The following is a 12,395-nucleotide window of genomic DNA, read 5'->3' as shown; positions in this document are numbered from 1 at the left end:
CCGAAAATCGTGCATAAATTACCTTAATGTTCTTCAGAGAATAAATATTCTACTAATCGTCCTGATTTAAAAATAAAGCTACCTGCCTTAGATGTCATTGTACCACTACAGCTAGGGCAGGAATGAGATAGTTTACTGTTTACTGTCATTGTACCGAGCATCTCAATTTTAGGTTCTAAAGTGCCAGTAAGTCCGCATTTTTCACACTTAATTGGTATCGAATTAATATTAGTTGCTTCTTCATTTTTGTCAAAATTTGTCTCTGGTCCGGTAATAACTTCTGACCATTCAGGTATTATGTAATGACCTAATAGAGGGTAGTTTCTGTTAAGGCTTATACTTTTATATGTATTCGAAATACCGCCGATAAAACTAAGTATTTCATCATGTTTATCCACTGTCTCAGGAGAAACCCAGTTCTCGCCATTGTCATAATAGTACCATTTATCTGCTACACATATTGCCCTTAAAAAAGCAGGGTCGTTTGTCTCCTTACAAATTTTAGAATACCTATCCGCATCACTGTATCGGGCACCTTTTAGGTTTGAATTTAACGCAAAAACAACATTTCTTACTGAATCAACGTGAGTATTGTTATGACCATTGTGGTCTATTCCCTTGAGATGTGGAAAACTCGTAATTAGTTTTGCGCTTTCGTGAGCCTGAGATAAACCATTTTTGTCCAACATGGTTTTTACTTCAATAGCGTACAATACAGATTCTATTGGAAAAATACCCGTGGTATCGTCAAATAATATAGGTGGCAGGATAGACTTATCATACAATATAATATCAATCTGCTTAGAAGTCTGACCTGATTGTTGTTCAATTATCTGCCCTGTACCTAATCCAATGTCTGACGGTAGTAGTGGCCGAAAAAGTTTTGATATCAATATTTCTAGCACTGTGCCTTTAACTCCTTGATGCGTTAAAGTACTAGCGGCGCGAGCTTCTTCTATAGCACCAGTTATTTTTGCTCTTAAAAAAGCTTGGTATTGATTTTTAGCAGCCATATTCAAACCCGGATTTATTGTTTGTCACTCAAAAACATTATTGAATGAGGTTATTTACGATTTACATAATAAACCTATAAGGGAAGTACGATATACTCCCCTTATAGAACTTTTTTGTTAGTTTCCAAACAAGTACAATAAAATTCTAATAAGCCAGCAACTACGATATACCTGAAAAGCCACATTGAGCCAGACGCTAAAAGAGTATATGTATCTCTTTAATTGCGCTTTGATTAGGTTATCAGTTCTGTCAGGTTTAAGTATTTCTGATTTATTGAGATTTTTGTTGACACTTTGTCCAATAAGCAGTATTGTTTTTATTAGTAAGTACTTTTTAACCCATGCTACCAACATGGTTAAAACAAAAAATATTTCCATATATTTCTCCCTGTTATTAATGAAATCCACTTAGTGTGAAATCGCACAGAGTGGGTTTATTGTTATATCATAAAATCACAAATTTGTCAAGTAAAAGTTGCATATCATAGATAAGCTTCCACAAGCTCTATAACTATTTATGCTTGAAGATCGAAAAATTTTTCAAAAATCGAAAAAAATAAAAAAGGCAATGAAACCGTCCTTTGGCGACATTAATTTCTAATGTTTAGCTTTGATTACGGGATCAGTTTTTATTCTCGCTAATTATGGAAATGGACACTTGTCCTGTTAATTATGTCCCAATCGGCTCATCTATTCACCAGGCTTAGACTGTATTTGACTCATTTCTTGACTCTTTCCTAGGTTTGAATATATGAGAACATATAGTGAACATACAATAAGCTAATCAAGAAATGAAACAGTCACCAGTTCAAAATCTGCGAGAAAAAATCGCTCATCTTGAGGGGCCGCAAGGTACATGTCGCCTTGCGAGTGGCGATCAAGAGGCGCCTTTTGGCATGCAGGCTAATGAGATTAAACCTGGTACTCTGGTAGAGGTGCAGCCTGCATGTTACCGTGACCGCGTGGCGGCACTCGGTAGTGTTCTGGCGTCGCTTGTTAGCTTCAGTCAAAATAATTCCGGTTCCATTCTATGGTGCCAGTTAAGAGAACCTGAACGCTTGCACTTGCATGCTCCTGGTTTGACTGCATACGGTCTTAATCCCGCGCGGATTACTAAAGTAACCCTTAGCGCTGAGCGTGATCTATTGTGGGTAATGGAAGAAGCTATTGCATCCGGTTCTGTTGCTGCCGTATGCGGCGTTCTCTGGTCAGAAAAGCTCTATGGATTCACTGAAAGCAAACGCTTGCGCCTTCGTGCTCGCGAAACCAATACGCCAGTTCTAATGGTCAGGCCCCACAGGGCAAACGGGACAACGGCTGCGGATCAGCGTATTTTGGTTGAGGCAAGTCCAGGTGTTGGTTTGCAAAGCCACCGAAGTGCCTTCTCTCTTATGGGCTATCCTGCCTGGCACCTCAAGGTCACAAAGGCCAGGGATAATCGCCTTGGTAATCATCATGTTGTCTGGAACACAGAGGCGCTTCGTCTCGATCTGGCTTCCGAATTGGCCAACCGAAAGGTTGAAGCGATTGGATCAAACCAGGTCAGACTGGAGCCAATCAGCGCAGTCGGCTAAAGAGCCAGATCACCCTTTAGTTCTCGTCGCCTCTGCCCAAGGCGGTACACGTGTCATGGCAATGAACCCGAGAGCTCGTGCTGTTGGCGTGGATATTCACCAATTACTTGCTGATGCTCGAACGCTTTATCCTGCCTTGATAGTAAAGGACTATGAACCTGAAGGCGATGCAAATACTTTAAGGCAACTGGCCTTGTGGCTCATGCGTTATTGTCCATGGGTTACTTATGATCCACCTGATGGTCTGTTGATGGATATTACAGGCTCAGTCCATCTTGTGGGCGGTGAAGACGCGCTTTTAAATGATATTATTATGCGGTTTAGTGAATTTGGCTTTAGCACTCGTATTGCTATCGCGGATACAATTGGCTGCGCGCATGCTGTCGCTCGCTATGGTCAGAGCCCTAAAAGTATAATTACCTCTGTAACATCAAAACACGCGATGAGGTCGCTTCCTATTGAAAGCCTTCGGGTTGGTAGTGATATAGCGGACAGGCTTGCCCAGGTTGGGCTGACAACGGTAGGCAGCCTCTATGATAAGCCTCGTGCACCAATTGCTGCCCGTTATGGTGATCTATTACTCACCCGACTGGATCAGGCTTTAGGACATAAAAGTGAAAGTTTGGTGCCGCTTAAGGAACCACCAGTTTATAGAAACAGCGCTCGTTTTCTTGAACCGATATTACACCTAGAGAGTTTAGAGCATCACGTGGTCAGCTTGGCCGCAGAGTTAATGAATATGCTCAAAGAAGCAAAAAAGGGTGCACAGCGTTTTGAGTTAACGCTTTACCGTGTTGATGGGGTTGCAAATGATCTTATTATTGGCACTCATCGGCATACAAACGACACAAGCCTTTTGGTTCGACTTCTAAGTGAAAAACTGAAATTCTTTATCGAAACCTATGATGCAGGCTTTGGGGTTGAGCAGATTAGCCTCGCTGCATATGCATGCGAGCACTTAACTATTGAGCAAATAGGTATACTCTCGCATGGCACTTCGGACCGCGCAGCGAGTTTTGATACGCTCATTAACCGGATCGCCAATCGGTTCGGTTCGCAAGCGGTCGGGCAATTGATCCCGAATGAGAGCTATATTCCAGAACGTTCTGAGGCCTATGTGGCTCCTGATGATAAACGCCTTAAGACGGCTAATTGGAATGCCTTTCTTGAGAAGCTTCAGGGCGATAATCATCTGGGGCGGCCGATCATGTTGCTTCCAAAACCCGAACCAATTACGGCGATTGCAGAAGTACCTGATGGACCGCCTGTATTGTTCGAATGGCGCAAGCTTAAGTGCCGCATTCACGCAGCAGAAGGGCCTGAACGCATCGCGCCTGAATGGTGGGCACGAAGAAGCGACGCCATAGAGCGAACGCGGGATTATTACCGTGTAGAAGACATGGACGGATATCGCTATTGGCTATTTAGGTGCGGGCTTTATGAGCGCGAGGAAAAGCCCACATGGTTTATGCATGGATTTTTCGCATGAGTAAGAATGTTGACATTCCATATGCAGAACTGTGTGTCGCCAGTAATTTCTCATTCCTGCGCGGTGCTTCTCACCCTGATGAATTGGTTACACAGGCGGCTGTTTTCGGTTACGGCGCCGTTGCTATTACCGACAGAAATAGTGTTGCAGGCATTGTAAGAGGTCATGTCGCTGCCAAAGAAGCTGGGATACGCTATATTGTTGGTGTTCGACTTGTCCTAACATGTGGCTTTGAGGTGCTTACGTTCCCTAAAGACCGCGCGGCCTATGGTCGCCTGACCAAACTACTCACGAAAGGTAATCGCCGCGCTGAGAAAGGTACTTGCATTCTGAATTTTGACGATTTGAGGGACCTTGATCAGGGCCACATATTCATTGCTGTTCCTGAGTATAAGCTGACTGACGAACTTGAAGCAGGATTGTTAAGGTTATCAGGCCTTTTTGGAGAGCATGTATATCTTGGCTTAACACGGCTTTACCAAGGTAATGACGACCGCCGCATGTTGCGCCTTAAAGCGATAGCAAAAGTGTATCAGACACCACTCGTTGCGATTGGTGATATTCTTTATCACCAACCTAACAGGCGACCTTTACAGGACATTCTTACCTGCATCCGCGAACATGTGACAATTATGGATGCCGGGATGCGTTTACAGGCGAGTGCTGAACGGCATATGAAAACAACAGCCGATGTTCGTCATATTTTCAAGGGCTATGAAGACGCTGTTCACAGAACCTCGGAGATTATGCATGCGCTCACGTTTTCACTGGACGAGCTGAGATATGAATATCCTAATGAGCCAGCAGGTGAAAGTGCGACACCACAAGAAGAGCTGGAGCGCCTTACGTGGTTAGGTGCCAAGCGTCGGTATCCAGATGGTATTAGTGATAAGGTCAAAGCGACCCTTGAGCATGAATTGTCGCTTATTAAAGAGCTCAATTACGCTTCATATTTTCTGACCGTTGATGATATTGTCCGGTACGCGAGAGATAAGGGCATTCTATGCCAAGGGCGCGGGTCTGCGGCGAATTCTGCGGTTTGTTTTTGCCTTGGTATCACAAGTGTTGATCCGACTAAAATTGACCTTCTCTTTGAAAGGTTTATCTCTGCCGACCGCAATGAACCTCCAGACATCGATGTGGATTTCGAGCACGAGCGCCGGGAAGAGGTTATCCAATATATTTATGAAAAATATGGACGTCACCGTGCCGGGATTGCCGCAACGGTTGTGACCTATAGAACTCGCAGCGCAGTGCGTGAGGTTGGGACAGCCATGGGATTATCCTTGGACACTGTTTCAGCCTTATCAGCAAATGGTTCCCATTGGTCCAAGGGTGGCTTAACACCAGAGCGCGTTACTGAACTCGGCCTTGATCTTAATGATCCAACGCTTAATCAAACACTTATTCTTGTGAAGCAGATTGCTGGGTTCCCAAGGCATCTATCGCAGCATGTGGGCGGCTTTGTCATTACGAACGGTCCGCTTGATGAGGTGATACCCATTGCCAATGCCGCTATGGCAGATCGGACTTATGTTGAATGGGATAAAGATGATCTGGATGCGCTTGGTATTCTTAAGATTGATATCTTGGCTCTTGGCATGTTGAGCGCAATTAGAAAGGCATTCAAGCTTATTGAAGATCATTATGAGCGGCCGTTGGAGCTTGCGACTGTACCAGCGGAAGATCAAGGAACGTATGAGATGATCTGTCGGGCAGATACAGTTGGTGTTTTCCAGATTGAGAGCCGTGCGCAGATGTCGATGTTGCCACGCTTACGCCCCCGTGAATTTTATGATCTGGTAATTGAAATTGCTATTGTGCGCCCTGGACCCATTCAGGGGGATATGGTGCACCCATACCTCAAGCGCCGACAAAAGAAGGAAAAAGTAGAGTATCCTTCTAGGGAACTTGAGGAAGTCCTTTCAAAAACCTTGGGTGTGCCCTTATTTCAGGAACAGGCAATGAAAATCGCGATTGTGGGGGCAGGCTTTACACCAAGCGAGGCCGACAGACTTAGAAAGGCTATGGCGACTTTCAAGCGTTCTGGCAGTATTGATGCTTTCAAAGAGAAATTTATCAAAGGCATGATTGCTAACAAATACACGTCAATATTTGCCGAGCAATGTTTCAAACAGATTGAGGGGTTTTCTGATTATGGATTTCCTGAAAGTCATTCAGCCAGCTTTGCACTCTTGGCTTATGTGTCCTCATGGCTAAAATGCTACTATCCTGATGTCTTTACCTGCGCGCTTCTAAACTCGCTCCCTATGGGCTTTTATTCAAGCGCGTCGCTTGTGCGAGACTTGCAGGAACATGGGGGTACGGTCCTGCCGCCAGACATAAACAAAAGCCTGTGGGATCATACGTTAGAACCAATAGAAAGCCCAAAAGCCCAAACGCCTGAGGGGGGTAATGCGCATGCGCTTCGGCTTGGCCTTAGGCAAATCAAAGGTATTGGCCAAGATGATGCTGAACAATTGGTCCGTGTTCGAGAGCAAGGGTTTGATAGCGTGCGTGATCTTTATTTCAGGACAGGGTTTTCCGTTAAAACAATAGAGCGGCTTGCAAGAGCAGATGCTTTTCGCTCAATTGGTTTGGATAGGCGAACAGCACTATGGGCAGCACAGGGATTGGGAGCTTCCATAGGTAAGCGCAGTGCGGTTGAAGACTTGCCGCTGTTCAATCGGGCGATGAACGATAATAATCAAAACATGCAACATGAGGCGGAGATGGCTTTGCCGTCAATGCCACTTGGCGAGCATGTGATTGAGGATTATACGACAATCAAATTATCCCTAAAGGGCCACCCTTTGGCTTTCCTGCGACCAAGTTTGAGCGAGCGCTATTTCATTACTGCCGAAGAACTCAAGGCACACCCGGATAAGCATCTTGTCTCGCTGGCAGGTCTCGTGCTTGTAAGGCAGCGTCCGGGAACGGCATCAGGTGTGATTTTCGCGACTTTGGAAGATGAAACAGGCGTAATGAATATTATCATCTGGCCCAAATTATTCGAAGCGGAACGCAGAACGGTGATTGGTGCCAAGGTGCTAGGGGTTGTTGGGCAAGTGCAAAAAGAAGACGGCGTTATTCACGTGGTTGCACGGCAGCTTTTTGATCTGAATAACGAGCTTGTTCAGATCACAGGCTGTGATGAGATGTTTGAGCCTCATTCTGATGTAGACGAGTTTAAATATGGTGGATCAGATGCAAGGGATAGAAGAGACAAAACTAAGGGAAATAAGATTAATCGGGTGAAAGCTATTTTACCGAAAGGGCGAAACTTTCATTGAGAGATGAGAAATTTGTAAAAGCTTTAAAGCAAATTTATAGCTAGTTAGATACGCGCCTGTGAACAATGACGGTGCAATTCTAAAAATCGCCGGGTGCACACTGAAGGCAGGTAATGCCGTTCTCTCGCCACATGTCCACAACGCTATCTCTGTCATCTACTACAAAAGCAATTTCCCGACCTTCTGATAACAACAGATCCAGAATTTCTTTCTTGATCTCTGTATCCGGGCGATAATCCTTTTCAGGACGCATGATCAGTCGGTCAAATTCAATGCCATTCCAAACAAGCCATTGTTCGGTCAATAGCCTGTAGTTCTCGGGGCGAGCAGAGACAATAATAAGGTCATAGACATTTGATACCGTGAGGGTTTGATAGAGGCCGACAACAGGCTTATTTGGTGTGTCATCGCCCATTTCTTTAAAAAAAGCAGCCCAATTTTGATTGTCGCCCATGACAAAGTGACGACGATGGCTGATATCGGCAAGTGTGCCATCAATGTCAAAAATAACGAGAGGCTTCATGAGTATGTTATTCTCTTATTGTTTGGTATCCGTCTTTACCCTGTGTTTGAATTTCAGAATAACGTCGTCGCAAATAGGCAATAACGTTTTCTTTGAGATCGGGCATGTCAACTTCTTCATAATGATTTGCATCGGAAAATGGTCCATCCAGTGTAATGGTTTTTATGTCGTCTAAATACGTTCTAGCTAACATGAATGCACCATTTTTTTCAAAATGGTAGTCGATGAAATTATAATACTGTTCCAGTTTGCCATTGGTGATAATTTCATCGACATTATGTTCAATCTTGAAAGGGGTTATTATATCGGAGTCAATAACCTTAGTGTTCTTATTCATTAAAAGTTCCTCCCTACTTCAATAGTCCAAATACCTTCGCCAGTTTCAATCAATTGTATATCGACATCAAGAAACTGTTTAATCGTATCGATATTTGTTATTGTATGTAGGCTTGGGCGTAATGTTGTGAATTTCCCTTTGCCTGCTAGTGACATCGGCAGCAATAGCTGATCAGCGAGATAAGGGCCGACGGCCGCATCAGGTGCACGTAAATACCGCCCGGCAGAACGGCAAGCGTTTTTTGCCACACTCTCTGCGGAAACCCCCAGTTCGCCGTGTTGGACAAAAACTTCTGTTACATGCTCCCGCTGAACTTCGATGCTGAATGTATTACCAGGCCCGTCAGTGTTGCGATCATCAATCACTATGCAGTTCGCCTCATCGATATTGAGGCGCGATTTCGCAACCTTTAATTCGCGCGGTCCGATGTTCATAGGAATTTTAGCCAAAATAGCTTTCGCCAGAACCTTTTTGATTTTGCCACCGTCACTAAGGTCGATTGGGTTTAATTTGGTCGTTGGGGTGATATCAAAGGCCACTTGACCACCACCTGCCGGAAAGAAACCACGGCGCTCCAGTAAGGCATCAATACGCACCCCCATTTTGGCCAGAATGGGTATATACGCGTTGTTGATAAACTCAAAGCTGGGGGCTTGCTTATTATGTGTACCACCATTCAAATGTAGTTTCGATGGATTGTTTGCAAGCATTAAGGCGGGTAATAAGGTTTGCAAAACAAGCAGTGTGCTGCCCGCAGTGCCAATCGAAAAATCATATAAGCCCGCCTTTACTGCATTGGGTATAAAAGAAACGGTACTAGAGCCAAGCTCTGCGCCTTCAATTGTGGCACCGCAGATAGTTGCTGCTGCTTTGACGCAGGTTAGATGCTGACGCATCAAGCCCAGCTTTTTCCTGTTTGCGCGAATATTTTCGATGATAAAAGGGTGTCCCGTTATCATCGATAGGCTAAGGCTAGTGCGAAGAACCTGTCCGCCACCTTCGCCTTTACTGCCATCTATTTTTATTATTTTTTTCATTTATCTAATCTACAAGCTGATGAGTAAAATGCGGGGTGTCGTTCTTGCCCTCGACCATCACACCAGTTTAATCCATTTTTTGAAAATGTTATTCGCTTCATCCTGCAAGTTGGTGGATGCTCTGGGCATTTTTTTGACAGCTTCTGATGCCCAAAAGAGCTCATTCATTACGAATTTATCAACAATATCTATTCTTTTGGCTTCCCCAAGTTCCTTTGAGCGACTTTTCTTTTCAAGGAGTTCGTCTAGTTGCTCATTAAGATTTGCTGATAAATTAATACCAGCCTTCAAATCATAAAAGTTCATTGGGGGCGTTATGTCAGAGTTCATCCTTAACCATCTGATCGCCATAGCGGGGCGAACGATGTAAAAATATTTCTTCAGATTTACCTCGGTTTTATCACCGACATACGTGTTCCATTGGCGCCTTCCAAGGTTTAGATAATGATGTAGGCAAGCAGGCCCAAAGGTAACTTTTCTTGAAAGCGCCGTTAAATCATCACAGGCTTCATTGTTCCACATATATCTGATCGGGCTTGAAAGCCATTCGAGCAAAACCGGGTTTGGCTTCATGAGTAAGTTTAAGGCTTTCTTTAAGTCCCAACCATTGATATCCAGATCGTGTTCGTAGCGGTTTTCATAGTAAGTGTCTTTGTCGAATAATGGTAATTCGATCACATCGCGCCCCGGTGTTATTGTTAAATACCAATCTTGCGAATGCACATAGACAAACCGAACATCGTAATCGCTATCCGGTGACGGAAAACCCCATGCGCGTGATCCACTTTCAATCGCAAATAGGATGCGTACATCATGATCGCTTTGGATTGCATTGAGGTTTTCCATGATTTCGGTATGAGCCGATGGGGATATATTGGCTAATTGATTCATTATTTGTCTACTACTTGAAGCGTCATTTAATCTGTGTCAGTGCCTAGAAATATAGTCACTATTTGTTTCTTGAAATCGTGATGGAACCAAACAAAATCCCAAAATATGTTATTAAACCAACAACTCCAGTCTGTAGAAGCTCGATAAATTACACCCGAGTGATATTGATAGCCTTGTGATCCATAAAGAGCTTCAAAGAAGTCTTTTGCCAAAATCAAAGCTTTATCACCAACTATATGACCAGATGGTGTGTAAGCACCGCCCGTATGGAGGATGCCAGCTAGATCAGCTATGAATTGATATGAACTAATAGCTTCTAACTTGAAATCTTTCTTGGCAGTATTCGTCTTTATTTGTGGCAAATCACTTTTTACTTTTTCATGATTTAATAAATCTAGTAAGTTATCATGCATGTTGAAATTGTTGTCTGAAGTTTGCTCATTATCGTCAGCATCAATCGAGATTTGGTACTGATGAAATATAACCTCACCATATACGAAGTCAGTTTTTAGTTTTTCAACAACTCCAATAATACGTTCGTCGGATGACGTAACGTCCTCGATAATAACTCTTTGCCATATTTGTTTCCATATCAATGGATCTTGTCGTTTTCTTTCTAATCGTGCAGTTTTCATGGTATTGCTCTGTAAGTGTGCCCATGGGTTTTCCATGAGCACTTGTTTATTACCCCTTAACGCATACAACTTGCTTCAATGTATACATGATCTCAACAAGGTCTTTCTGTGCTTCCATTACATCGTCGATGTTTTTGTAAGCCGACGGTGTTTCGTCGATAACACCTTTGTCCTTGCGGCATTCAACATCGGCGGTTGCCGTGATATGTTCTTCAAGGCTCACTCGTTTTTTGGCCTCTGTCCGGCTCATCACTCGGCCAGCGCCGTGGCTGCATGAACAGAAACTTTCTTCATTACCAAGACCGCGGACGATATATGACCGTGCGCCCATCGAGCCTGGAATAATACCCAAATCGCCTTTGCGCGCTCTCACAGCGCCCTTGCGTGTCACGAAAACATTTTCACCGAAGTGATTTTCGCGTGTCACATAGTTGTGGTGGCAGTTTACTGCCTCCACATCAGCATTGAACATGCGGCCAAGTTCGACTTGAATACTTTCAATCACATTTGCCATCATGACCTCGCGGTTTTTACGGGCATAATCCTGCGCCCATTCAACGGCAAAAACATAGTCATTGAAATGGTCTGTGCCCTCTGGGAAATACGCAAGGTCCTTATCCGGCAAGTTAATCATCCATTTTTCCATGTCCTTGCGTGCAAGTTCAATATAACGGCGACCAATTGCATTACCAACGCCCCGTGAGCCCGAATGCAACATAATCCAAACCTGATCATGTTCATCAAGGCATACTTCGACAAAGTGATTGCCGGTTCCAAGGGTACCCATGTGGTTTACGTTATTGGTGTTTTTGATCGCTGGCATGTTCTCGCAGATACGATCAAACCTATCCACAAGGCCACCCCAAGCTTTCGCTGAGAGTTCTGGAATATCATGCCATGATCCTTTATCGCGGCCTTTCCTGCGGCTTCGTGACGGTGTCATGCCATGCGGGACAGCGCGCTCAATCGCGGTTCGGATACCAAAAAGATTATCCGGCAAGTCATTAGCTGTTAAATCTGTTTTGGCAGCCATCATGCCGCAGCCGATATCAACGCCAACAGCCGCTGGAATAATAGCATTTTTCGTTGGAATGACCGAACCAATTGTAGCGCCAATACCAACGTGCACATCAGGCATAACGGCGATATGTTTGTGAATGAACGGCATAGATGCGGCTTTGGTAAGCTGGGTTTTTGCACCTTCATCTACTGGCACACCCTGTGTCCACATTTTGACAGGGGCATGGCCTTCGCTTGCAATAACTTCGTAATTCTGTTCAGACATTTTCTTTTCCTAACCTACTCAATTCTCTGTCCTGCTCCCGCGCCTCGATAATGATCCGGTTCCCACAGCCCGTTACCGCAAGCCCTTTGACTTCTGCCCCCAATCTGTTCAGGGCGCGGGAGCAAAATCTATTTTGCTATGTATGTGATATAGCAGGAGGTGTGCCAGTTTCGAAGTTGCACTCGACATATGTATTTAAGATATTGATTATATTGTATATTTTAAATTGTTTGGTATTATTTTCCTTGGTAAACCGATTGTCAATAATGCAATTATATTATATAAAATAATCGTACATTATAAATTTGGATAAATTTA

The 12,395-nt window shown here is 44.0% G+C and carries 10 protein-coding genes; 3 read left to right on the top strand and 7 right to left on the bottom strand.

Features of this window, described 5'->3' with window-relative positions:
- Positions 1-23 precede the first annotated feature (23 nt).
- Positions 24-1,013, bottom strand: coding sequence for a DUF6602 domain-containing protein (locus KFF44_RS13585; protein WP_255935091.1), 990 nt, complete (start codon positions 1,011-1,013; stop codon positions 24-26).
- Positions 1,014-1,804: 791 nt separating this feature from the next.
- Between KFF44_RS13585 and KFF44_RS13580 the strand changes: the two genes are divergently transcribed.
- The 3 genes from KFF44_RS13580 to KFF44_RS13570 are packed head-to-tail and all read left to right on the top strand — an operon-like array spanning position 1,805 to position 7,369.
- Entirely contained in the window at positions 1,805-2,587 is a 783-nt protein-coding gene (locus KFF44_RS13580; RefSeq protein ID WP_255935088.1) for an ImuA family protein, read from the top strand.
- A complete protein-coding gene (locus KFF44_RS13575; RefSeq protein ID WP_255935085.1) occupies positions 2,541-4,076 on the top strand; it encodes a DNA polymerase Y family protein in 1,536 nt (511 codons plus the stop codon). Before KFF44_RS13580 ends, KFF44_RS13575 begins: the two co-directional genes overlap by 47 nt.
- Complete coding sequence (locus tag KFF44_RS13570) at positions 4,073-7,369, top strand: error-prone DNA polymerase (protein ID WP_255935082.1); 3,297 nt, start codon at positions 4,073-4,075, stop codon at positions 7,367-7,369. The genes KFF44_RS13575 and KFF44_RS13570 overlap by 4 nt, the downstream gene beginning before the upstream one ends.
- A gap of 79 nt (positions 7,370-7,448) precedes the next feature.
- Here KFF44_RS13570 and KFF44_RS13565 read toward each other — a convergent pair whose 3' ends face one another.
- Genes KFF44_RS13565 through KFF44_RS13540 form a run of 6 tightly spaced genes read right to left on the bottom strand, consistent with a single transcriptional unit; the run spans position 7,449 to position 12,077 of the window.
- Positions 7,449-7,892: an HAD family acid phosphatase gene (locus KFF44_RS13565; protein WP_255935079.1), complete on the bottom strand. Its 444-nt coding sequence runs from the start codon at positions 7,890-7,892 to the stop codon at positions 7,449-7,451.
- Positions 7,893-7,899: 7 nt separating this feature from the next.
- Positions 7,900-8,229, bottom strand: a complete 330-nt coding sequence (locus KFF44_RS13560; protein ID WP_255935077.1) for a hypothetical protein — start codon at positions 8,227-8,229, stop codon at positions 7,900-7,902.
- Complete coding sequence (gene rtcA, locus KFF44_RS13555) at positions 8,229-9,266, bottom strand: RNA 3'-terminal phosphate cyclase (protein ID WP_255935075.1); 1,038 nt, start codon at positions 9,264-9,266, stop codon at positions 8,229-8,231. Before rtcA ends, KFF44_RS13560 begins: the two co-directional genes overlap by 1 nt.
- Positions 9,267-9,323: 57 nt before the next feature.
- Positions 9,324-10,157, bottom strand: a complete 834-nt coding sequence (locus tag KFF44_RS13550) for a nucleotidyltransferase domain-containing protein (RefSeq protein WP_255935073.1) — start codon at positions 10,155-10,157, stop codon at positions 9,324-9,326.
- A gap of 26 nt (positions 10,158-10,183) precedes the next feature.
- Positions 10,184-10,792 (bottom strand): hypothetical protein, encoded by a 609-nt coding sequence (locus KFF44_RS13545; protein WP_255935071.1) that lies wholly within the window; start codon positions 10,790-10,792, stop codon positions 10,184-10,186.
- A gap of 49 nt (positions 10,793-10,841) precedes the next feature.
- Positions 10,842-12,077 carry an RtcB family protein gene (locus tag KFF44_RS13540; protein ID WP_255935069.1) on the bottom strand — a complete coding sequence of 412 codons (1,236 nt, stop codon included), beginning with the start codon at positions 12,075-12,077 and terminating at the stop codon, positions 10,842-10,844.
- Positions 12,078-12,395 lie beyond the last annotated feature (318 nt).

The organism is Kordiimonas sp. SCSIO 12610 (assembly GCF_024398015.1).
Classification (GTDB): Bacteria; Pseudomonadota; Alphaproteobacteria; order Sphingomonadales; family Kordiimonadaceae; genus CANLMI01.
This window is presented reverse-complemented; position numbering and strand designations above follow the sequence as displayed.

Coding starts and splice junctions, on each gene's coding strand:
- rtcA (WP_255935075.1), bottom strand. CDS start 9,266: ATGAAAAAAATAATAAAAATAGATGGCAGTAAAGGCGAAGGTGGCGGA.
- KFF44_RS13540 (WP_255935069.1), bottom strand. CDS start 12,077: ATGTCTGAACAGAATTACGAAGTTATTGCAAGCGAAGGCCATGCCCCT.
- KFF44_RS13565 (WP_255935079.1), bottom strand. CDS start 7,892: ATGAAGCCTCTCGTTATTTTTGACATTGATGGCACACTTGCCGATATC.
- KFF44_RS13560 (WP_255935077.1), bottom strand. CDS start 8,229: ATGAATAAGAACACTAAGGTTATTGACTCCGATATAATAACCCCTTTC.
- KFF44_RS13550 (WP_255935073.1), bottom strand. CDS start 10,157: ATGAATCAATTAGCCAATATATCCCCATCGGCTCATACCGAAATCATG.
- KFF44_RS13580 (WP_255935088.1), top strand. CDS start 1,805: ATGAAACAGTCACCAGTTCAAAATCTGCGAGAAAAAATCGCTCATCTT.
- KFF44_RS13570 (WP_255935082.1), top strand. CDS start 4,073: ATGAGTAAGAATGTTGACATTCCATATGCAGAACTGTGTGTCGCCAGT.
- KFF44_RS13585 (WP_255935091.1), bottom strand. CDS start 1,013: ATGGCTGCTAAAAATCAATACCAAGCTTTTTTAAGAGCAAAAATAACT.
- KFF44_RS13545 (WP_255935071.1), bottom strand. CDS start 10,792: ATGAAAACTGCACGATTAGAAAGAAAACGACAAGATCCATTGATATGG.